26 protein-coding genes are annotated in these 19,976 nt (G+C 41.4%); 1 reads left to right on the top strand and 25 read right to left on the bottom strand.

Going from position 1 to position 19,976, the window contains the following annotated elements; all coding sequences use genetic code 11:
* Position 1: 1 nt before the first annotated feature.
* The 25 genes from GO593_RS13470 to GO593_RS13350 form a co-directional block, all read right to left on the bottom strand.
* On the bottom strand, positions 2 to 2,263 hold the full coding sequence (locus GO593_RS13470) for a transglycosylase SLT domain-containing protein (protein ID WP_001222481.1): 2,262 nt from the start codon (positions 2,261 to 2,263) through the stop codon (positions 2 to 4).
* Positions 2,263 to 2,892 (bottom strand): hypothetical protein, encoded by a 630-nt coding sequence (locus tag GO593_RS13465; protein WP_000184352.1) that lies wholly within the window; start codon positions 2,890 to 2,892, stop codon positions 2,263 to 2,265. Before GO593_RS13465 ends, GO593_RS13470 begins: the two co-directional genes overlap by 1 nt.
* Positions 2,889 to 3,359 (bottom strand): phage protein Gp13 family protein, encoded by a 471-nt coding sequence (locus GO593_RS13460; protein WP_001254054.1) that lies wholly within the window; start codon positions 3,357 to 3,359, stop codon positions 2,889 to 2,891. The genes GO593_RS13465 and GO593_RS13460 overlap by 4 nt, the downstream gene beginning before the upstream one ends.
* The gene (locus GO593_RS13455) at positions 3,356 to 5,392 is read right to left on the bottom strand and encodes a phage tail protein (RefSeq protein ID WP_001200120.1); all 2,037 of its coding nucleotides are present in this window, start codon (positions 5,390 to 5,392) and stop codon (positions 3,356 to 3,358) included. The genes GO593_RS13460 and GO593_RS13455 overlap by 4 nt, the downstream gene beginning before the upstream one ends.
* Entirely contained in the window at positions 5,393 to 5,947 is a 555-nt protein-coding gene (locus tag GO593_RS13450) for a hypothetical protein (protein ID WP_001256668.1), read from the bottom strand.
* A gap of 5 nt (positions 5,948 to 5,952) precedes the next feature.
* A complete protein-coding gene (locus GO593_RS13445; protein WP_000070960.1) occupies positions 5,953 to 6,240 on the bottom strand; it encodes a hypothetical protein in 288 nt (95 codons plus the stop codon).
* Between the two features lie 11 nt (positions 6,241 to 6,251).
* Complete coding sequence (locus tag GO593_RS13440) at positions 6,252 to 6,656, bottom strand: Bbp16 family capsid cement protein (protein WP_001229565.1); 405 nt, start codon at positions 6,654 to 6,656, stop codon at positions 6,252 to 6,254.
* A gap of 13 nt (positions 6,657 to 6,669) precedes the next feature.
* Entirely contained in the window at positions 6,670 to 7,692 is a 1,023-nt protein-coding gene (locus GO593_RS13435) for a major capsid protein (protein WP_001142380.1), read from the bottom strand.
* Between the two features lie 11 nt (positions 7,693 to 7,703).
* Positions 7,704 to 8,369 carry a hypothetical protein gene (locus GO593_RS13430; protein ID WP_000005808.1) on the bottom strand — a complete coding sequence of 222 codons (666 nt, stop codon included), beginning with the start codon at positions 8,367 to 8,369 and terminating at the stop codon, positions 7,704 to 7,706.
* Positions 8,335 to 8,667 (bottom strand): Bbp19 family protein, encoded by a 333-nt coding sequence (locus GO593_RS13425; RefSeq protein ID WP_001281315.1) that lies wholly within the window; start codon positions 8,665 to 8,667, stop codon positions 8,335 to 8,337. Before GO593_RS13425 ends, GO593_RS13430 begins: the two co-directional genes overlap by 35 nt.
* Complete coding sequence (locus GO593_RS13420) at positions 8,664 to 10,355, bottom strand: portal protein (RefSeq protein ID WP_000133667.1); 1,692 nt, start codon at positions 10,353 to 10,355, stop codon at positions 8,664 to 8,666. The genes GO593_RS13425 and GO593_RS13420 overlap by 4 nt, the downstream gene beginning before the upstream one ends.
* 1 nt (position 10,356) lies before the next feature.
* Positions 10,357 to 10,611, bottom strand: coding sequence for a hypothetical protein (locus GO593_RS13415; RefSeq protein ID WP_000337838.1), 255 nt, complete (start codon positions 10,609 to 10,611; stop codon positions 10,357 to 10,359).
* Positions 10,612 to 10,688: 77 nt separating this feature from the next.
* Positions 10,689 to 12,311: a magnesium and cobalt transport protein CorA gene (locus tag GO593_RS13410; protein WP_025079718.1), complete on the bottom strand. Its 1,623-nt coding sequence runs from the start codon at positions 12,309 to 12,311 to the stop codon at positions 10,689 to 10,691.
* Between the two features lie 226 nt (positions 12,312 to 12,537).
* Positions 12,538 to 13,284 (bottom strand): terminase small subunit, encoded by a 747-nt coding sequence (locus GO593_RS13405; protein ID WP_000058891.1) that lies wholly within the window; start codon positions 13,282 to 13,284, stop codon positions 12,538 to 12,540.
* Complete coding sequence (locus tag GO593_RS13400; protein ID WP_001144535.1) at positions 13,284 to 13,493, bottom strand: hypothetical protein; 210 nt, start codon at positions 13,491 to 13,493, stop codon at positions 13,284 to 13,286. Before GO593_RS13400 ends, GO593_RS13405 begins: the two co-directional genes overlap by 1 nt.
* A gap of 11 nt (positions 13,494 to 13,504) precedes the next feature.
* Positions 13,505 to 13,933, bottom strand: coding sequence for a hypothetical protein (locus GO593_RS13395; RefSeq protein WP_000034751.1), 429 nt, complete (start codon positions 13,931 to 13,933; stop codon positions 13,505 to 13,507).
* On the bottom strand, positions 13,926 to 14,711 hold the full coding sequence (locus GO593_RS13390; protein ID WP_000993236.1) for an ATP-binding protein: 786 nt from the start codon (positions 14,709 to 14,711) through the stop codon (positions 13,926 to 13,928). The genes GO593_RS13395 and GO593_RS13390 overlap by 8 nt, the downstream gene beginning before the upstream one ends.
* A complete protein-coding gene (locus GO593_RS13385) occupies positions 14,708 to 15,592 on the bottom strand; it encodes a DUF1376 domain-containing protein (RefSeq protein WP_000070447.1) in 885 nt (294 codons plus the stop codon). Before GO593_RS13385 ends, GO593_RS13390 begins: the two co-directional genes overlap by 4 nt.
* Positions 15,589 to 16,416, bottom strand: a complete 828-nt coding sequence (locus tag GO593_RS13380) for a DNA adenine methylase (protein ID WP_000053663.1) — start codon at positions 16,414 to 16,416, stop codon at positions 15,589 to 15,591. Before GO593_RS13380 ends, GO593_RS13385 begins: the two co-directional genes overlap by 4 nt.
* Positions 16,413 to 16,784 (bottom strand): hypothetical protein, encoded by a 372-nt coding sequence (locus GO593_RS13375; protein WP_000126181.1) that lies wholly within the window; start codon positions 16,782 to 16,784, stop codon positions 16,413 to 16,415. The genes GO593_RS13380 and GO593_RS13375 overlap by 4 nt, the downstream gene beginning before the upstream one ends.
* Positions 16,781 to 17,416, bottom strand: a complete 636-nt coding sequence (locus GO593_RS13370; RefSeq protein ID WP_000664574.1) for an ASCH domain-containing protein — start codon at positions 17,414 to 17,416, stop codon at positions 16,781 to 16,783. Before GO593_RS13370 ends, GO593_RS13375 begins: the two co-directional genes overlap by 4 nt.
* Entirely contained in the window at positions 17,413 to 18,249 is an 837-nt protein-coding gene (locus GO593_RS13365; RefSeq protein WP_001067292.1) for a hypothetical protein, read from the bottom strand. Before GO593_RS13365 ends, GO593_RS13370 begins: the two co-directional genes overlap by 4 nt.
* Complete coding sequence (locus GO593_RS13360) at positions 18,246 to 18,467, bottom strand: hypothetical protein (protein ID WP_000183472.1); 222 nt, start codon at positions 18,465 to 18,467, stop codon at positions 18,246 to 18,248. Before GO593_RS13360 ends, GO593_RS13365 begins: the two co-directional genes overlap by 4 nt.
* A gap of 58 nt (positions 18,468 to 18,525) precedes the next feature.
* The gene (locus tag GO593_RS13355; protein ID WP_000040627.1) at positions 18,526 to 18,882 is read right to left on the bottom strand and encodes a hypothetical protein; all 357 of its coding nucleotides are present in this window, start codon (positions 18,880 to 18,882) and stop codon (positions 18,526 to 18,528) included.
* Positions 18,879 to 19,082, bottom strand: coding sequence for a helix-turn-helix domain-containing protein (locus tag GO593_RS13350; protein ID WP_000432867.1), 204 nt, complete (start codon positions 19,080 to 19,082; stop codon positions 18,879 to 18,881). The genes GO593_RS13355 and GO593_RS13350 overlap by 4 nt, the downstream gene beginning before the upstream one ends.
* Before the next feature lie 121 nt (positions 19,083 to 19,203).
* Between GO593_RS13350 and GO593_RS13345 the strand changes: the two genes are divergently transcribed.
* Positions 19,204 to 19,926, top strand: a complete 723-nt coding sequence (locus GO593_RS13345) for a LexA family transcriptional regulator (protein ID WP_000829424.1) — start codon at positions 19,204 to 19,206, stop codon at positions 19,924 to 19,926.
* The last annotated feature ends 50 nt before the right edge of the window (positions 19,927 to 19,976 follow it).

Below are 19,976 nucleotides of genomic sequence, written 5' to 3'. Positions count from 1 at the left end.
TTTAAAACCCCCTTCTAGCCATTGAATAATAAGCATTAAGATATTCTGCCAATGTTACTTTTGATAAATCACGACCTTGTTTTTTAAACAAGTCATCAATTTTCTTTTGAGTATTAGGAGCAATATCGTCTTTACTTTTAACTGAGTATATGCGATTTAAATTGCTTTCAGAACTGCCAATTGACACACCAAACAAAGAACGTGATGTTGTGATTTTGGTATTTAGCCCGATCGTTTTAAGAACAGCTCGACTAAATTCATCCTTGGTCAGCTTGCTTCCTTTTCGAGCTTCAGCTTCACGCAATGTTTGTGTTACGTCTGCCTGAACAGCGGCATAATGATCGATCTGATTCTTATTTGTCTTATTTGTAATACCAAGCATAGGTAAATATGGATTTAAATAATCCGAAACCGTCTTAGGGCTAACTTCAATAGCATCTTCTTTTCTTACATCTTTTGGTGGAGCATTAACATCAATATACATTTTTGTGACAGCACGATAGTCTGATGCGGATAATTTATCAGCGTACTGATGCAAAACTGATTGTGGTTTTCCTTTGAAAAGCTCATCTTTATTTAGCATTATCATGCTGTAAATCGTAGGGTCAGTTTTAATATCCTTTTTAAATTTGGCATTACTGACCGCTTCTAAACTTTTGATCTGATTGGGCTCTAAAGCATTAATATCAACCACAGGAATCTGCTCATAAGTAAATTGGCCCGAATTAATACCTTTAAAGTAATAATCGTATACTTGGTTTTGTTTTTCTTCTTTAGCTTTATCCAACCCATTGTAGTACCGATCGGTAAAAATTAAGGCTTTTTGTTTCAACTCTACAGGCGCATTGCTATTCCAAATCTCTGATTGTGCTTGTTCTCGAGTTTTTGCAGGCTTGTTTGCGTACTGCCCAAAATCTTTAGTTAACCACTTATCCATACGTTCTAAATACGCGCGACCTCTAGGCCCTTTAGGTTGCCCCCCTGCTAATACCCTTCTTGCATCCTCATCCCCGCCATGATAGTAAGCGGCAATAACCATTGGGTCTTTTGTTTTATATTTTTTACTAATGTCTGAAATAAAATCAAAAGCAGCGTCAATAGTATCAGCGGGGTTGTTAATATCCCTTTGACCGCCTTTACTGTACTGTTTCCATGTATCAAGTATAAACTGCATAACAGATTTAGCACCCTTTTCAGAAACGGCACTATTATTAGATTTTTCACCAGCCAATCTTAGTCCTAAAATTAAAGGCGCTGCCCATTCCATGCCTTTTTCTTTTGCAGCATGCACAGTGTAAACATCCAAACGTTGATCATTGTATTTGATGTTTTTCATCTGTTCAGGTGTAAGACTTTTAAGCTCCTGAGCAATTTTTGCTGATGCTTGCGGGGGAACGTTTAAAGCAGGGTTGCTGCCCTCTTGAGTTCCGGTTGTGGCCATATTAACTAAAGATTCGACTTGCTGATCTTCAAGTTTTTGATGAATACGCTGATCTACCTTAAAGCTATCTGCTAATGAAATCTCGTCTTTATATTTATTTTTATAGGCAAGTGCTGCTTTTAAATCACCATTTTCGACAAAGGCGCTAATGTTTGTAATGTGGGCCACTGAGACATTTTTAAGATAAATGTTTTCTGCTTCAGTCGCTGCCTTTCCTTCAAGATTCATTAATTTACCTAATGAAGCTTTAAGATTAGCACGGCTTTCATCAATCTTAGTGAAGTCACCAGGATTCTCGTTTATTTCTCGAATAAAACGATCTGCAGAAGATGAATAAACGCTTTGCTGATAAACATCATTTTCACGTACAAAGTAATTTTGTAACGAGCCTTTGAACTGCACCGCGTCACGTTCAGACATTTCTTTAAACAAGGCACGTTGACGGCTATTGCCTAAAGTATTTGCAATTTGCCCAACTCCATCTTGATATGCTTTTGTATAGTAGTCTACAAACCCGCCACCGTTGCCATCATCAAAACTAACAACATCTACACCTTTTTTGTTGCCGTACCCGTCGACATCATTGTTTTGTAAATGGAGTTTTAATTCAGCGAGTTTATTTTGCGCATCAATAACCCGTACGCGGTCCGCTTCATCTTGGTATGCTTGGTACGCATTCAAACCTGAATTAAGTGCACCAACTAAGCTATCAGTTTTATTACCAACTAAGCTAGCGGCTTCGCCTGCTGACATGCCGCCACTGACTTGTACATTTGGAACACTATTGTCCGAAACTTGTCGATTAAATTGTGGGATACGCATTAACTAGCTCCAAACCAATTCCAATTATAATTTTGCCATGATGCACCTTGCGAATTACTGCCACCTATATCATAAAGGCTTGAAGCAAAGTCAGAACCGCCACTAGATGCGGAACCACTTTCAAGCCCTCCACCTAAACCGCCTTTACCCATACTTGAACCAAAAGCGGAAGCAGCTTCACCGCTAAGGTTTAGTATCGTGCTTAATACAGGTCTAATGGATTTCGCAGCAACACGGTAATTTTCGGCTTGATTGCGGTAATTTGTGGATTGAACCTTGTGCCCCCAAGACTGAAGCGCAGCATTGTATTTAATTGAATCAATATCGCCTTGAGCGAGCATCTCTGTTGAAGCAAGTAAATCAATGGCTGAACCTTGTGTTACATCAATACCATTCTCCGCAAGGGCGTTGATTTGGCTTGATTTAAAGGCCGAAACGTTACGCTGATAATCAGTTACGGCATTGGTACCATCTTCGATGGCTTGCCGAGCCTGATTATCTGAAAGGGTTGCATTGTAAAGGGCGAGCTTTTCTTGGTCCTTAAATGACTGTTTTTGCGCCTTCATTTTTGCGTAATTGGAAAGCGCTTCTACACCTTTAACCGCTGCATATGCATATGGATTTGTCATAACGCCCCCATCACGAACGGATGGAACATTTTATTGTTCGCGCCGTATGGTTCTGCTTTTTTTAAATCAAAGCCTAGTCTTTTTAAGAAACGTATAGCATTCTCGTTTTTTTCATACACATGATTTACAAGAACGGCATACTCCGACCGCATTTCCTTTAAAATACTTTGGCATTGTTTGTAAAATTCAAACGGATATTGTTTTATGAAATTTGTGCCAAGTAACCATGGGCAACCAACGTTGCCTATTAAACTTGACATTCCAACACCACAAATAAAAAGCAATTTACCGTTAACTACTACAGTCCAAGCATCGCTTGAATGCTTGATAGACATTTTGATCATCCAATGAAAATTGTCATTGAAGTACGCTTTCATTTCGTCTTTATCGGCATCACGCAGGTTTTCAACAAGAATACGAATATCGCGCTCAGTCGGCTTACGAATTTCAATATTATTTCGTCTCATGTCATTTTTACCTCAATTGCCAATAGCTTCATAGGTAAAGGTTTATCATGTTTTACAGTAATTTGAATGTCACTTTCGTAAGTACTGTCAACTGGTACCTCTATTAAGCCTGAATACAATTTAAGAGGGCTACCATAGCGCTCATTACTGCGCGGTTTAAACTCATCGATTGGTGTACGGTCCTCAATATCTTGGTTCGCACCGACCAAAATGTTTTGAGACTCTCTTACTCTTAGTTGAACTTTATTGACGACTTTAGGTTTAACGGGGTCATTTTGTTCTTGAAAAATTGGCAATGTTTGTAGTTCAGCTTCGTAATTCAGACCAACCCAAATATTAGATAATTCACGTGGCAGTTTTATTGTGCCGTTTTCTACTTTTACATTGGGTTTAACGCCCCCATCTGCAAATACAGATACTGTTTGACCTTCAAGCCAATCTAAGCCGGATAAAGTTGCTGTGGGGTCGCCCTTATACTGAATGCTGCTATCTAAATAGCACTTATCCTGCATATCTAACGGCTGCCTTGTAAGCATACGTTCAATGGTATAAAAACCGTCACGCTCAATAAACGCATATAAAACAGATTGATCATCTTCCGGTATTTCTGCAATAGACAAAAATTTACCGTTGGTGTGATGCTCTGCCCAAGCCCAAACCTGTTGTTTTGGCTCATATGTTAATGAAAGCAAAACACCATCGCCACGTACAAAATATATAATATTCAAAGGGTTACGCAATAATGCACAATCAATAATTTTTTGCCCATCAAAAAGTTGTGGGCACATTATTGATAAGTCGATTGTTTGATAAAAAGATGCGTTGTATCCGCTTGCCAATGATATTTCGTGTACGTGCCCTGTTTGATCAGAGGAAAAAATTGTTGCGCCATCAACTTCAACGGGTGTCACATCATTTGCACCTGTACTGTACTGCTTGTTCATGTTCACACTAGCAGCTGTTACGGCTCCATCCGCTGACATTTTCCAAAGTGCCCCACTTGTCAAAATAAGTAAATCACTCATTGTAACTAGGTGTTTAACACCGTTACCGTCGCGGGCAGCAAACCGTATTTGAATTGAATCTGTATCTTGAGTAGGAATGTGGTACCCGAAATTGTCATCCGTTGCCGTACGCGACATGCGAATCCATTGGGGGGATTTATAACCACCGCCATATACTTTTCGCTGACCATGGTATGCAACTGCGGTCGGGTAAAATTCAAAAGGATTACGAATTAATGGCGGTGTGATTGAACCGTTTGTCTCAATATTATCGTCTGTGAAGCTTGTTTCAGTTGTTTCACCAATAAAGCTTGCCAAACCAGATCGTAGTTTAAAAATGTTATAACGGTTCGCACCTGTTACCGCATCCCATGTAATCGTGTTGTAATTCCCTGCGAGTGTTAAGTCGTTTTGTACAACAACCTTTAAAGATGCAGCAGATTCATTTTGTTCATCTACTGCGGTGACTTGGTAAGAATAATCACGCTCAATGTATGAGTCGTGCATACTTCCACCGGGTTTATACTTATCTTCAATATGGGCAGTTGCGGCAACATTTTGTGGTGTGCCAACGCCATATCCCACTGTAACCAGTTCTGTTATCCATTCCGTTGCGCTTTTACGAATAATTTTTCTAGGTGGATAGTTAGGATGGGTTATTGTCACAACGTCCGCAGATTGAGCATAGCGGAGTTGCATTAAATGATCTTCGGCATACGGTACCGCAACTTCTAAAGGTTCATTGTTTTCATTCAGCAGCATACCGCCGTCAGCAAAGAAATTTATAGCGCCTGCACGAATAGCCAAAACAACGGCTTGCTCTTCACTAAAAACAAAACGGATTAAACGCATTTTGCCCATTGTTTTCGGGTAATGGTGTACGTAGCGGAAGCCTGCACGATAGACAACCCCGCCAAACAGTTCGACATAAAGGTTTTTGCATTTAGCTACACCAGTCTGATATTTCGCCTGATCAATGCGGCCAAACATATCCGGCGAAATTACGCCACCATTAAACGAATATTGCATTTATCGCGCCTCAAACATTGAGCCTGTATGCTCAGGCCGTGCTTCAATCCGATGTTGTTGCAGGTCAATGAAAATTGCTTTGTTCTTTTCAATTTCATAAAGCTGCATCATGGAGATTTGTTTTTGCTCATTCTGTGTCAAAGGGCCTGCTATTCGTGCGGCCAACAAATAAGATAGAGCGGTCTTGAAAGAATCGGGCATTAATGCCAAATCTTTCACATCATGAACATATCGTAAGATTGGTGCGGTATCTTCTGTGAATAGAAGATTGCCTTCTACATAGAATCGACTGCCTGATTCAAGCTGAAATATATGGACCTTATCACTTGGCAGAACATACGCCGTGCCAAACTCATACCCTGCATCGACATTCAAGCGAACGCGCTTAACGGCAAACGTCCATTGATGTTCGTTGTCCAACAGCTCTCTACGGCAAATTGGGTAAAAGGTATTACACAATCTTGCATGCTTTGTCGGTTCGGTTAGTTCATTTACAACATAGCCCTGCGCTAGATGCGACAGGGCTAAATTGCAAAGATCAACAATTGATCTCATAGGCTTTACTCAGCTGTTAAAAGCTCAATAATTTGCGCTTTGGTTTCAGCCCCTGTTAACTGAATGCCTTGTTCAACGGCAGCTTGTGTGAGCGCGTCTTTATTCATTCGTGTATATGGGTTATTAGGGTCTGCATTTTGCTGTTCTGAAATTACGTAATTTTCATTAACAGGTTTAAACCAAGTTTTTTTACCTGTAAGCAAATCGGAAGGCACAAAAAACTTAGTACCAACATCACGAATGCCGTGATAAAAACCCTTTTTAATCGCAACAACTTCAACTTGATTTGACATCTACCAACTCCTTAAACTGGAACAGTTGCGCCGCTTACAGCGTCGTAGTTTGTACGGATATCCGCTTCATTGCCCAACCAAGCCGAAATAGAACCGGTAGGCGCATTGGCAACTGCATAAGACAAACGGATAAAACGTTTTGTCGCACTGTTCACGTAAAAGAACGTACCTTTATTTAATTCAGCTGCTGTAAACGCTTTTGATGCGGCTGCTGCTGTAAACGTTGTACCGTCCGCACTTTCTTCAAGTGTCACTGTAACGGTAGCGTTTGCAGGTCCCACCACATGCCCTTGAAGGCAGACAGGTAAACCTGCTGTACCAACAGATTTATGCACTGTGTCCAAAGTGAAAGTACTAGCACCCGCCGCAATAGCTTGCTTATCGGAGAACTGTAGTAATTTATCAACTAATGCCATGGTTAAATTCTCCTTAAACTACACGGGCTTCAGTGTTAAGAATCACATCACAGATGCGAATTGGCTCACCATCCCATGCTTGAATTTTGCGGCTACCGTCTTTACGGAAGTCTTCAAGAGTCAAGCGCACATTTTTAAAGTGATTGACTTGGCCTTTAAGCGCTTGGTTAACAGTACGGTTCATGTAGATTGCTGTACGTGCTGAACCTGCAAGTGGTAAGAGAGAAAGTGCTTCGTCCAATAAATCAATAAGATTTGCACCAGTAGATGCGTCTTTTGAAAGGTCCGAAACATCAATGTTTGCGATACGAACAACCGAGCGCCAGTCACGTACAGATAAGCCCACGTCCCATTGGAAGTATGTTCGCATTGCTTCATAACGGCCGCCTTGCGCATCAAGTACCGTTTGTTGTCCTTTGTCTTGAATTTCAAGACCCGCTTGCGTACCTTGCGGATAGAACAAGTGAGTTTTTTCACGCCCCCACTGCACAATGTAAATTGACGTATTGTCAGTGCCTGTACCGCCTGCATCCAGAATGTTTACAGCGTTTGCAGGTGCTACGCCTGTTTCAGGGTCAATAAGATGGTTGTAACGCGTTGCTAAACCGTTAAAGGTAGATACATCGCCTGCAACATCACCATAGATAATGTTTTCCATTACCTCTTGTGACATACCCTCTAAGAAGCCTGCATCTTCTTCAGAGCGCCATTGCTTTTTATTTTCGCCTTGAAGGTCGTACAAGGTTTTATCAACTTCTGAATATGAAGTTAACTGACCAGTACTATCAGAGACTTGAACACGTGATGTTTTTTCAGGTTGCACACCATAGTTCAATTTACGCCATGTACCTTTTGGTAAACCTGAGCGAACGCTAGTTTTATTGTGGGTACCGCTATTTGCTTCAAGCACTACAGCATCGTCAAGTAAGTCTTGACGCTTGTTGAGTACTTCGATAATCGCCCCAACTTTAGAGTTCGTACCAATGTTGTGGGCAACGTCGGCTAATGTTGGATTTGTTTGTACAATCGTAGGCATCTAAGTATTCCTTATGATTTGTCATACCATACGGCCGCTGGTGCCACGTTCGCTGTATTTGTGCCTTTTCCATGGGTCATGTTGTCACCTTCTAACAACTTGCCAACTTCTGTCATAAAGCCAATTACAGCGGGATGGTTACCGAGTCCGCTCTTAAAGAGAATCTTAGAGATTTCAGCGCCACGTGGTAAGCTGAAGGCGCGTTGTGCTGTCAACAGGTTTTCCTTCAATTTTTCCCCGCCGTATTCAGGGTCTGCTTTAGCTGCATCAACCCAAGAAGCAATCACTTTTTGCTGTTCCTGTGCTTGTCGTTGTTGCATTTGCACGCCTAAATCGACAAGTTTTTGCACCGCTTCTTGCGGCATTTTGAACTGTTGCCCAAGTTCCTGAAGTGTTTTTGAATCTTCCGGATTCAGTGAGTACCCTTCAGGCATAGTGAAATCTGTGTATTGAATTGGCTGTTCTGCAGGCGGTTCTTCACCACCTAATAAAACTTCAGGCTTTGTTTCAGTATTTTCTGTAGTAGTAGTGCTTGTAGTAGGTGTAGTTTCAACCTGAGTTGTAGCAGGATTGCCCCCACCTGTTTCAGTAGCAGTTGTATTTGCAGCAGGTGTATCCGTTGTAGTAGCGGTAGTTGCTGCATCAGTTGCTGTCGTAGTTGTTGTCACTTCGCTCATGGTTCACCTTTTCTTTAAGTTTTGAAAATCGTAGTTTCTGCATGTCTAACCATGCATCTGAATTGGCTTGTGTGATTTCACCAAGGATGAATAGGCCAAACTCTCGGCGGCCTTCCATGAAAGCAAAATCACTGATTTGTGACCCACCGCCATAGGTGGGCTGAAATACGTTTGCCCGATCGATTAAGCGCATTAGAAAACGCTTACCGTATTCGGTTTCCAAGATTGAGCGCAGGTCATTTAGTTCCTGGTCGCGTTCACTCTTGTTTTCTTTGGCTTTGGTTTCTAAATCGCTCATGCGCCACCGCCTTGTAAGAACATGTCAGATAAAGTTTCTGCATCTGTATCGCTTACAGTCTTGACCGTATTGGCGTTAGTGTTTTGCGTTTGTGCTTGTTGGGCAGCAAGGGCTTGTTGCTGTGCAATTTGTTGTTGTGCTGCACGGTCACTACGGATTTGGTCAACGATACGTTGAGGACGGAAAATATCAGGCGATACGCCGTTAATCTCCGCGTATTCATCCATAAATTTATCTGTATCAACTTTATCAAGTACTTGCGGGTCGACTTGGGCTACTTGCCCAATCATGGCAAGGGCACGTTCAAGAATTGCCGAGCCAGAAGATTTCTGTGCAAGTGCAAGTATGGATACGAAATTGATTTCGACATCAGCGTTTTGAATTGCTTCTGGTGCAATTTGGCGTAGGTATTCACTGTTTGCCAAGACACGCTCAACACAGATTTCAACAAGCGGACGCAATAATTCATCAATTTGACGTTCAACTACCGGACCAAGCATGAGCATCTTTTCAGATTTGCGCTCATATACTTCTGTAGCGGTCATTTTGCCTTTATCAAAAGCATCAAGCATCATGAACAAATCTGTATGGAATGCGCGTTTAACACGCTCTTGACATTGTGCAATCTGCGCCATAACACCGTTCAAATCGAATTGCACATTCAACATCGCTTGAACTTGTGCAACTTGGCTCGTTGGTGACGCTTGGTAGAACGCAATGCCGTTTGGCAATGTCTCACGCTCATGACCTTTTAAGTAATCAGGTAAAAGCAAGGGCGGTCGAACTTGATAGTCCACACCTACTGCAATTTGTTGATGACCTTTCTGTAATGCACGTAAATCACCAATACAATCGCTTGCAGGTCCTTCACCGTACACATCACTACTTGAAACAGTCCAACGGCCGCAAATAACCTGAAAACCCATTAAGCCGCTTTCGCGTAGTAATTTATCCGATGAACTTGGTTCATAGTAAATTGAAGCGAAAGGCATGTTTTTAGGACCATACCCTTTTGCATCTACTCGTTCATAAATCGCATGGCAAACTTCAAACTCTTGTTCGTAGTTTTTATTTTCAAACGCATTCTTAATAGCATCCGAAACGTTATCCAATCCAAAATATTTAACCATGTTGATAGAGGTTAATTTGAATTTGCGATAAACGCCGTTCGGTTTATTAAACTCGTCCGTTGTGATGGCAAACTCACCGAAGGTAAGCGGTATTAAATCCATGAGTTGGGCTTTTGAATTGCGGCCATGTTCAGGTGCTAACGCCGCACCAATGCCAAAAGCGCCTTCTTGCATGTAAATATGATGCACAGTTCGATAAACATTGCTTTTTGAAAAAGCAACATAACAAGCATCCTCAACAGCTTTAAGCCATTGGCGAACTTCAATATCCTTTTGCAATGATTCATCTGCGGCTTGCAAGGTGAACCATTTACGACTTGGCGAACAAGTGCCCGATACCATACCCGCTGCAAGGGTTTTCAACGAGTCTTTACCAGTGTTATCAACAATTTTGGACCATGCAGATCGGTCATGCTTTTCTTGGTTTTTAATCGTTTTGATGGCAGCAGGCAAAACGTGTAACGCTAATTCGGCACAATAGTCGTCCATGTCATTTACACGTAATTGCCAAACAGCATCAAACCGTTTTTTCAGCGCTCTGATATCGTCTTCAGTCATCTTAACCGCCTAATAAAGTTTTCTTGCCTAAGCGCAAATCTTCGTCACTCACACCTTGAGCATCGGTATAAAGCGTATTTGCAATACCACCAGACATGGAGTTTTGTGCTTGCTGTACACGGTCAATAGTCGCGGATGAATCAGGAGATTTTGAATCTTGGCGAGTAGGTTGCTTCGGCGGTGCAATGACTTGCGCCTTTGGTGCATCCATCCCAAGAATATTGGTTACGCCGTCAAGAATATTTTTCACGCACATTGAAGGACTCCGATTAGTTTTGCCTTTTTCGACATTATGCGATTGGCACATGTAAAAGGCCCTGTTTCCTGTTGACACTACGCGTAAGGGTCGTAATCACGTCTTGCAGCTGATGCATTGATCGTCTGCATAATGTGACGTTTAGGTGTATCAATTTGCGCGTTGATAATTGCAGAGCCATAGTCGGGACTGCGGCCAATACGCTTGATGATTTCTTCGCGTGATTCCACTTTGATTTTGGTTCCCTGCAATCCCCAACGTGGCGCCGTTAAATCTGCTAAAAGCTTTGGTTCAGGCGGCAAAGCAACTGTACTGCCGTATGCAGGGTCCAATGCTTCACGGAATTGCCACCATAGTTGTGAACGCAGGTTGTAAAAACTAAGTTGGCCTGAACGGTCAAATGCAGTTGCAGCATTGCGTACGTCTACAGGCACAACATGAATGCCTGATTGCTTTAAGAAATCGTATGTACTTGCACCTACACCAATCACATCGACATGAATAGGTGCATGATCGCGAACATGTGAGACAGCAAACGATGCGCTTGTTGGTCCGTCAGGTGAGTCTTTGCCCTCAAGTACGTTCGGGTTGTCGTACCAATAACCGTAACGCGCAAAACCAATCGTGTTATCGCCGCCACCACGTGCAACGTCCAATCCGTAAGAATCCATCTTGAAATCGCCACGATGCAAAATGCGCATGTCTTCAAGTGGTTTCCAACGTGCTTGAGCTGCTTCAACCCATTCTGTAGGGATAACTTGCCAAGGGTCATCTTCAATACCCGCACCGAAATCGCCGTATAACATTTGTGACCTCAAAGGTTCAGGCAATGCTTGCAAAGTACTCATGTAGCCTGTTTCCATGTAGTACTTGTTATCTGTTACACGTGCAGGAATGAACGTGCGTGACTTGGGCTTAATAATGTGTTCAGGCTTGTAATCCTTCGGGTCGAAGTCATAAACAATTTGATCATCAATAAGTACAAATGGTTTATTACTTTCAACTTCCTGCTCCTTGCCTTTTACCATCGCGAACCAACGGAGCTCACCGGGCTTTGCAGGGTTCGGATGACCCTTCTTAATCCAAGGTGCAAAGTAATCAATTACCCAACGCCCTTCCGCTGTAGTTGGTGGGTTGAAGGTCATTAGACATTTCGATTTGATTGTTGGGTCTGATGAACGATTCCAACCCATTACAAAGCGTGCTTGTGACTCACGAATCTCTGTAGCTTCATCGAGTGCCTTAAAATCATGGGCACGACCTTGCCAACGCTTCTCATCACCCAAGTTATCAAGTCCACCAAATTCGATTAAACGGCCATTGCCCAAGTTCCAGAATGATTTTTGTGAGTTATAGCCATTCTTATGGCCTAGAATTTCTTCACAACGCTGTACGATACCGTCTGTTTGCGCTTTCTCTCGGCGTACAACCAAGCTACGTTTATGTACTGTTAAGAATGAACCAACGATTAAATCCGTTTTACCGCCACCTGCTGCACCGCCATAGCCAATAACATCGGCTTGAGATAAATACGCAGCCATTTGCGGGCCTTCCAATGGAAACCAAATAGGCGCATCGGCAAGTAGTTTTGCTATTTCCGCTTGTTCATCTTCATTGAGTGTTAATAGATATTGCTCAATTTCTGATTCATCCATTTCGGCAAGCAATGCAAGGATTTCATCATCAGTTGTTTTGGTCATAGGTTCACACCATGTACCTTTGCGTAAGTGGCGCAAATAACCAAAACCATTAGGAAAATCCAAAAGTATTTATCCATTTGAACACCTCATTTACCGATGTAATCGGTAACTATCGCTGCAATTGAGAAGACAGCCGCAGTAATCAAAAGAATCGTGTTATACGATCCTGACTGCTTATGATCGATACAAAAAGCTGCAAGTACTGCCATTATTAAAAAAACATATTTCATTGGTCGTTCTCCTTTGCTTTATCAGCTTTAGCCTTTGCTTTTTTCAGTTTGGCAAGCGCAGCAAGTTTTCTGCTTGATGCTTTGGTGTCAGTTAATGGGTTTTCAGGGTCGTTGCTGTGCTCTACACGTTCCTTGAACATGCCAATGTGTTGACCGGCTTTAATCAAAGCCGCCACTTGGTCATTCATTTTGATTTCTATGCCGTGTTGAGATTCTTTAATGCCTGCATAAAGCATTTTTGCTTGTTCGCTTACACGTGTTGTATCTGCAACAGTTACATAACCGTGGCCTTCACCTTGGCATTCAGGGCATTCAGGATTTGGCGCTCTGGTTTTATTAAAACCAAAACCACCATCACAATCAGGTTTAGGTTTCTGATTTACCAAAGCGTTGTAACAAGCATTGTGATACTCGCCCTTAGTCCATTGGTAATAGTGATCTACGCCCCAACAGTAGCGGCAATTAACACGCACATATCTGATTAGTTCGTTAGGGTCCGCAGTTGCCATTTCCCAAAGGCGATTTAGCACTTTGTCTTGAGTGATCTTGTTGCGTTCTGCAAGCTCTTTTTCACCCTTCTCAATTGCTTCCTTAACCTTATCAATCCTTAACAGACGAGATGCCATTACAGCAGCTACATCTTCGTTCTTAACCTTGTAGCCTGCTCTGATATATGCCTGTGCTCCGTTGCGATCTATCAGGTATTCATCAACAAAGCGTTGTTGTTTCCCACTTAGAGACATCAAATCACCTCCTTGTAGCAAATCTTGGTGCAAATACGTCTACACATCTCATGAGAAATATCGTACTTGTCTGCTAGTTGACGATAAGACAGGCCACCTTCACGTAAAGTTCTAATATTTTTTACGTCTGATTCTGTGACCTTTGGTGTTGAATCGCGTTTGACTTTGTCTTTCACGATGAACTCAGGTAGAAACGCAAGTACTGGCATAAACATTTCTCCTAAACCCACATTCCCCAAATCAACATTCCCGCATCGCGTTGTTCTTGATTTGTTCGACCTTGCCAACCAGTGATTCGTTTAAAATCTTCTGAATTGATTTTGGCTTTAGTGGGTTTTACTTCGATAACTGCCAAACCCATATGTTTAGCCATCTGAACAAGCAGCTTGCCTGTAGCATGGTTTTCACCCACACGTCTTGAAATCTGCTCATTAACAGCAATGGATTTGTTAGCACCGCTTCTAAAATTTGCTTTTTTGTTTAGCCAACCTGCTTCAATCACAACCTTTTTGATTAAGTCCTGTTCCGTCTTGAATAATTCAACAACCTCAGCAAAGTTGAGATTTTTTAATTCAAAATGCGATTGGCCTAAAACTGCTACCCCCGATTTTTCTAAATCAGGGTCAATACCGATAATGATTTTAGACATAGGCACCACCTACACGAGCATCGGACCAATTGCATTCAACAGTACGTAAACCATCATGCTGAAAGCGTGACCATAGACGGTCACCCAAATCTGCCTTGAGCTTATTCATAGAAAAATTTGAAATGAGCATCGTTGGTTTTTTGCGGTCATAACGTGCTGTCAAAACCTTATGAATAATTTCAAGTCTGGTACCACGGTCATGCAAACCGTATTCATCCAAGATCAATAAGTCGTATGTAGTGAACTCATAAATTACAGATGCTTCCGATTGATCTTTTGTGTCCTTATCCCATGCATTCATGACACGCTGCGCAAGCTCTTCACTTGTGATGTATCGAACGTACAGGCCTTTTTTGAGAAGTGTTTTTGCAGTTGCACAACCTAGATGGGTTTTACCCGTACCAGTTGAACCAACCATAATGAAATTGGATTTACTTGTAGGTTTAGGATTTTTTTTGTCCTCAGCATAAGCTGCAAGTAATTCTTGTGCATATTCGATGCATTCAGTAAGCGTATTTGCTTGTGCATGAGTAAGTGTTTTGTAATTATCAAATGCAGATTGAGCATGACGTTCGGGAAGCATTGCACCACCAAAGTGTTTATCACGTACCATTTGATCAACACGTGCTTGTTCACCTTGCTTTGAATCATGAACATGATTGATTGCACAGCTTGGGCAAATTTGATGCGGACCCGCTTGTACTTTTTGCACCTGGTGTATTTCGCAAAATCCTTCAGCTAATTTGAAGCCGTTTAAAAGATTCACCATCGCATTCATATTAAATCCTCCGGTATGTGCACAGTTCCTGTGAACGGGCGATCATCTGATTTAGGCTCGTCTTTCCAAGCGTCGTTGACGTTTCTTGAATCGTTAGCCGAATTTGTTTTTGCAGCGGGTTTCGCTTTAGCAAGACGGCTTGCTTTCAAAGCATCGTCTTTCACCCACTGGATGTATTTCGCGTAAATCTTGTTTTCAATGAGACGACCTGAACGTATGTCAGGTGCGTAATGCGGTAGGAAGGTAATCATGAAGGTGTCAAACTCTTCCTGAGTCGTTTTAGGTAGCCCTGCTCTTTGTCTCCATGAGTTAATTTCATGAAGTGAAGGCTTCCACAAACTTAGGTCCTCATCGAGGGAATTCGGCGTTTCTGATTGTGTATGTATATATATAGATGAAGGTGACGATGAAGGGCATGTCTCAAGCATACCTTGAGCATTGCTTGCATCATGCTTATGCATTGCTTGTGCATATGCATAAGCATTGCTAGATTGATGCTCAGTAGATGCATTAGTATTGCTAGTGTCTTGCTCTTTATTCCATCGTGCTTCCGCTGCTTTCTTTGCACGCTCTGACTTTGAAGACTTATTACTTTCAGCTTGAGACTTTAAATCATCCAAATATTTTGAAGATAATTCACTGTCTTTTACTTCAAATAAATTTGAATTTATCAAGATAGTTTTTAAAGCCTTCGCCTTACTCAAATTTGAACGAATTACGCTTGCAATAACGTTGTTGTCATCTGGTATTGCACCGTTACGCCAATAATCCATCATGAGTAAAAATGACGCACCGATTTGCTCGGTGGTCATTCGAGTGGTCTTAGCAAGCATGTCGCCAATATAAATTGGCATCCAAATATCTACGTCTTGGTTGCTCATACCACCTCACTAAACAAATCATTCTGTTTTTCAGCTTGAGGGTTAATCCATAGAACTTCCTCTCTTGGAACGGATCCAGATTGTCCCGAAGCTGCAACAGTTTTAGTAATTTTTTTCCAATTTAATGCTTCATAAATTGGATGCTCAAAACCGCAAAGAATGACTTTGCCTTTTACATTTTTTAGAACAGAAATTAAGTTTTCATGGTCGTCATTCGACATTTCGAATCGATAGGCGTTACAACCAATTGACCGTGTATCCATCACATATGGAGGGTCTATAAAAAATAGGGTTTCTGGTCTGTCATGATCTTGAATGACCTTAATGGCATCACGATTCTCAATAAGAACTTTCTTTAAACGTGCTGCAGCTTGAAGCACAAGTTCTGGTTGACGCTGCCAAATAGTAACTATGTCGCTACCACCTCGAGCTGTGTCTAATCGAAAGCCTGTATTACCCTTAGTCGCTCCTGCACTACCAAAACCCATTTGAGCGCGGACAACTAAGCGACGTGCTCGCTCAATTTTGTCTGTTGTATCAGCTCGAGCATTTAAAAACTCTGTACGTGCATAAGGTGTATGCTCAATTTGAATTGCAAGTTGTTCAGCAAGCTGCTGATCACGTAGCACTTCAAAAAAATTGACTACATCACTATCAAGATCGTTATAGACTTCAACACGGCTTGGCGCTTTTTGAAGTAATACAGAAGCACCACCACCAAAAGGTTCAACATAAGTTTCATGAGTTGGAAAATGACGAATAATCCATTCAGCCATTCGAAACTTACCACCGTGATATCGAATAAGAGGGTGTTTTAAACTCATGACCGCACCTCACTTGCTCGATACATAACTTGTCGGCCAGATATTTCACGTGAACCAAGCAAGCCTGCACCAATTACCCTACCTTCGCAGGTAGCGCACATAGGACGATTAGCGCTTGGTGTATCAAGTAAAATCCCTGTTCCTTTCCCTGTACCGCCGACACACATGGTCATGCCGCACCAACAATGCACGGCAAAATGTGATTTATTTCGGAAAGTAACAAGCGTTACGTGGCGAACTCGATGTGTGTATTCACCACGACGTGCTTCAACAAAAGGAACTGATTGTTTTATTGCTTTGCAGTTTTCATTGCCAAAGCCTTTACGCTTCATGTAGCGGCTTGGTTCAAGGGTGATCATTGCTGTCATGATTCACCGCCTTGGATAACTTTAAATTCGATTACCCACACCCAAGGATTTTGTTTCCATGAACCCTGACCGTAAACCCACTCCCAAACTCGTCTGAAAGCAGGTACTGGTAGTTCATACCAACCAATTTGAATAGCAGCTTCACTTCTAGAATTATCCAAACCCTCTGCTTTCGCATCTGCTTCAGAAAGTTCATTTAAACGTTCAACACGAATGTCAGTAATTTCAAGCAAAATACGAGATGCCCAACGTGGCATGTGGATAGATGGGCGTTTTATTGATGTCCAAGGTGCGAATAAACCATCAGCATAGTAGGCAGCTTGTTTTTCTGGGAAAAACTTAAATTCATCTTCTGCATCTGGATAAGTACGACCTATTGTGCCTTTTTGGTACCACGTTTCACGCACCCAAAGACGGTCACCGATTTGACCAAATGGGCAGTGCATTGGAAGGTCTTTAATTTTCGGAGATAAAAGGCCATCAAAACTTTTAGTAAGCCATTTGCCATCAAGAATACTATCTAGGCTATGGCCTAATGGTTGAGGCTTAACAGGGCGACGAGTTTGCGTCTTACGCCCTTCTAAAATAGCCTTAACCATATTGGTATTAAAAATAATAGGGCGTTCTTTCATGACTGCACCTCGAATACTTTTCTAAGTGCTGCTACGACTTGCTTTATTTCTTCTTCAGTGCGCCACCAACCGAAAGGAATGTGTTGCCCTACATATTGAGATTCTCTATAGCAATATTTTGCATTATCTAAGATGAATCCAATATCACTATGTTTAGGCTTAAACGGTGCAGGAACTTCAACACCGTTAATCAAAATGGTTTTAGGCTTGATGCGAAAAAAGACTTTTTGCACGCCTTCAGACATGCCAGAAAAGAAAACTTTAGTTGATACGTCATCTTCAAGAGGATTGAATGTATCCCAATTTTTTTCTTCCCAAGGCTCAACACTGATTTGAACTGTTTCACCTGCCAATGCAGCAGTTAAAGCAGCTTTACCGTCAACCAATCCTTCAAGGCCTTCAACTTTGATTGTGTTGTATTCAGTAGGTGCGCCAGATGGTTGAGTTTTAGGTAATAACGGTTTTTCCCACATTGCTTGTCGCATTTCATGACATTGCAATTCATCCCAACCATCTGAGCGATAGATATAAGACTTGTCATTTGAGTCTTTAAATATCTGATCACCACCTTCGGTTTCCCAATTCGCATCATTAACATCATTACGATGTAGAACAACAAGATCATTTAGCTGTGACAAAATTATGCTTGTGTGAATTTCTGGTTCATCTGCACTGGTGTAAATATTTCCATCTGAATGTGCATAAAGTGCAGTTACAAGAGGATGGAGATATGATTCTCGTCTAGTAGCTAATGAATATCCAAGTTGCAAAAAAAGATCGATAGCTTGGTTTTTATCATTACGCCCAAACAAAAATATTTTGTAGTTATTCATGACACCTCTCCCATTGCTTGATGAGCACGGTTGAGATGCATCAATACATCACACGAAGTAACGTGACAGTTTTTAGAAACATGATTTTCAATGTGACGGTCATCGCCCATATCTTCAATTTTTCGCTGTTCTACTGGTTGAACTAAACAGTGGTTACACTGCTCTCCTTTAAACTCAGGACATTTGTTTTTGCACTTATGTTCTGTTAAATTAGTCATGTGATTTAATCCCTATGGTTAATGAACAACTAAGCCTGATCCACGAAATCAGGCTTTTTTAATATCCAAGTTTTTCTTTTTGACCACTGATCTCGTCATGAAATAGGTCATCAACGGTCTCAATACGATTCATCCAACTTTTTGACATCACCAAAAGTGCAGCTACCCGTTCTTTATCAATACTTTGATAATCCTTTGGTACCACTTTCAAACCTAAGCAACTCAACAGCTCGCAAAAGTTTTCAATTTCTGTTAAGCCATTGCTTTTCTTGTCGTTTTTCATTCTCGACAAAGTGCTTGCATCTACATTTAGATGTTCAGCAATTTCTACATTTTTGTTTGATGCAAGCGCCTGCAATATTCGGGAGACGTCATTTCTGGCGCTTGCAGATAGATCGACTAATAATTTGCTCATGTGGTTTCTTCCGCTTTCTGAGTAACTTTCTTATGAAGAGCTAAGAGACCAGAAGCAATCTTGTGGGAAATGCGTTGTCCTCTTTTGCCATTCTCTAAGTCACTTACATAACTTTGAGAGCAAGGAACTTCAGCAGCTATTTGTGGTTGAGTCATACCGCTTTGTTTAATATCAGCGATTATTTCTTGCCAATTTTCCATAGATACTCCAATAAGTATATCGCTTTAGAAGTAATTTATCTTAATTGCGATATTAATGCAATCTCCATATCGATAAGCTTTTGTATCACAATTGCGATACAGAGAAGCTAGGATTTTTAAAATGGCAGAATTAACACCAGGTGATCGTTTGCGATTTTTAAGAACTCAAGCCGGTCTCAATCAAAAAGAACTTTCTAAAAAGACAGGTGTAGGGCAATCATCTATTTCTGACTTTGAGAACAATGTGAAAATTATGGCTGCTGATAAGTTGGCAGCAATTGCAAAAGCATTAAACAGTACATCTGAGTACATAATCTTTGGTGGCTCTAATGCCAAATTAATGGAAGATAAAAAGCTTGCTGTCTGGGAAGATGGTGATGAAATTCCATCAGATATGGTAGCAATTAAGTACTATGATGATGTCCGTGTTAGTGCGGGATATGGTTATATGAATGAAACCCCACAAACACATAAGCAGCTTTGGTTTAGACGCGATTCCTTAGATGCTTATAATGTAAGTATTAAAGATTCTGAAGCAGTCGTTGTGCAGGGTGAAAGTATGTACCCTGAATTTTCGGATGGACAAGTTATTGCTGTTGATAGATCAGCCACAAAAATATTTGACGGTGAAATTTACGCTTTCCAAGTTGGAGAAGACACTAAAGTAAAATTTCTCTTTAATTGGACAGAACAAGGTGAAGGCGGTTTTAAAGCAGTTTCACGAAATGAGGATAAAATTCGTTTTCCAGATGAGTACTACTCACCTGCCCGTATAGAAGCAGAAGGAATATACATCATTGGTCAATACTGGTGGAAATCTCAACTTAAAAGAATTAGAAGATAAACTGAATATCGCAAAAGCCCGCACTATGCGGGTTTTTTATTGTTATAAAG

The sequence above is a fragment of the Acinetobacter baumannii genome, assembly GCF_009759685.1.
GTDB lineage: Bacteria > Pseudomonadota > Gammaproteobacteria > Pseudomonadales > Moraxellaceae > Acinetobacter > Acinetobacter baumannii.
The sequence above is the reverse complement of the archived record's forward strand: the minus strand, read 5'-3'. Positions and strand labels throughout refer to the sequence as shown.

Excerpts from the sequence above, each read along its gene's own strand:
- GO593_RS13470 (WP_001222481.1), bottom strand. The coding sequence starts at position 2,263 with ATGCGTATCCCACAATTTAATCGACAAGTTTCGGACAATAGTGTTCCA.
- GO593_RS13465 (WP_000184352.1), bottom strand. The coding sequence starts at position 2,892 with ATGACAAATCCATATGCATATGCAGCGGTTAAAGGTGTAGAAGCGCTT.
- GO593_RS13460 (WP_001254054.1), bottom strand. The coding sequence starts at position 3,359 with ATGAGACGAAATAATATTGAAATTCGTAAGCCGACTGAGCGCGATATT.
- GO593_RS13455 (WP_001200120.1), bottom strand. The coding sequence starts at position 5,392 with ATGCAATATTCGTTTAATGGTGGCGTAATTTCGCCGGATATGTTTGGC.
- GO593_RS13450 (WP_001256668.1), bottom strand. The coding sequence starts at position 5,947 with ATGAGATCAATTGTTGATCTTTGCAATTTAGCCCTGTCGCATCTAGCG.
- GO593_RS13445 (WP_000070960.1), bottom strand. The coding sequence starts at position 6,240 with ATGTCAAATCAAGTTGAAGTTGTTGCGATTAAAAAGGGTTTTTATCAC.
- GO593_RS13440 (WP_001229565.1), bottom strand. The coding sequence starts at position 6,656 with ATGGCATTAGTTGATAAATTACTACAGTTCTCCGATAAGCAAGCTATT.
- GO593_RS13435 (WP_001142380.1), bottom strand. The coding sequence starts at position 7,692 with ATGCCTACGATTGTACAAACAAATCCAACATTAGCCGACGTTGCCCAC.
- GO593_RS13430 (WP_000005808.1), bottom strand. The coding sequence starts at position 8,369 with ATGAGCGAAGTGACAACAACTACGACAGCAACTGATGCAGCAACTACC.
- GO593_RS13425 (WP_001281315.1), bottom strand. The coding sequence starts at position 8,667 with ATGAGCGATTTAGAAACCAAAGCCAAAGAAAACAAGAGTGAACGCGAC.
- GO593_RS13420 (WP_000133667.1), bottom strand. The coding sequence starts at position 10,355 with ATGACTGAAGACGATATCAGAGCGCTGAAAAAACGGTTTGATGCTGTT.
- GO593_RS13415 (WP_000337838.1), bottom strand. The coding sequence starts at position 10,611 with ATGTGCGTGAAAAATATTCTTGACGGCGTAACCAATATTCTTGGGATG.
- GO593_RS13410 (WP_025079718.1), bottom strand. The coding sequence starts at position 12,311 with ATGACCAAAACAACTGATGATGAAATCCTTGCATTGCTTGCCGAAATG.
- GO593_RS13405 (WP_000058891.1), bottom strand. The coding sequence starts at position 13,284 with ATGTCTCTAAGTGGGAAACAACAACGCTTTGTTGATGAATACCTGATA.
- GO593_RS13400 (WP_001144535.1), bottom strand. The coding sequence starts at position 13,493 with ATGCCAGTACTTGCGTTTCTACCTGAGTTCATCGTGAAAGACAAAGTC.
- GO593_RS13395 (WP_000034751.1), bottom strand. The coding sequence starts at position 13,933 with ATGTCTAAAATCATTATCGGTATTGACCCTGATTTAGAAAAATCGGGG.
- GO593_RS13390 (WP_000993236.1), bottom strand. The coding sequence starts at position 14,711 with ATGAATGCGATGGTGAATCTTTTAAACGGCTTCAAATTAGCTGAAGGA.
- GO593_RS13385 (WP_000070447.1), bottom strand. The coding sequence starts at position 15,592 with ATGAGCAACCAAGACGTAGATATTTGGATGCCAATTTATATTGGCGAC.
- GO593_RS13380 (WP_000053663.1), bottom strand. The coding sequence starts at position 16,416 with ATGAGTTTAAAACACCCTCTTATTCGATATCACGGTGGTAAGTTTCGA.
- GO593_RS13375 (WP_000126181.1), bottom strand. The coding sequence starts at position 16,784 with ATGACAGCAATGATCACCCTTGAACCAAGCCGCTACATGAAGCGTAAA.
- GO593_RS13370 (WP_000664574.1), bottom strand. The coding sequence starts at position 17,416 with ATGAAAGAACGCCCTATTATTTTTAATACCAATATGGTTAAGGCTATT.
- GO593_RS13365 (WP_001067292.1), bottom strand. The coding sequence starts at position 18,249 with ATGAATAACTACAAAATATTTTTGTTTGGGCGTAATGATAAAAACCAA.
- GO593_RS13360 (WP_000183472.1), bottom strand. The coding sequence starts at position 18,467 with ATGACTAATTTAACAGAACATAAGTGCAAAAACAAATGTCCTGAGTTT.
- GO593_RS13355 (WP_000040627.1), bottom strand. The coding sequence starts at position 18,882 with ATGAGCAAATTATTAGTCGATCTATCTGCAAGCGCCAGAAATGACGTC.
- GO593_RS13350 (WP_000432867.1), bottom strand. The coding sequence starts at position 19,082 with ATGGAAAATTGGCAAGAAATAATCGCTGATATTAAACAAAGCGGTATG.
- GO593_RS13345 (WP_000829424.1), top strand. The coding sequence starts at position 19,204 with ATGGCAGAATTAACACCAGGTGATCGTTTGCGATTTTTAAGAACTCAA.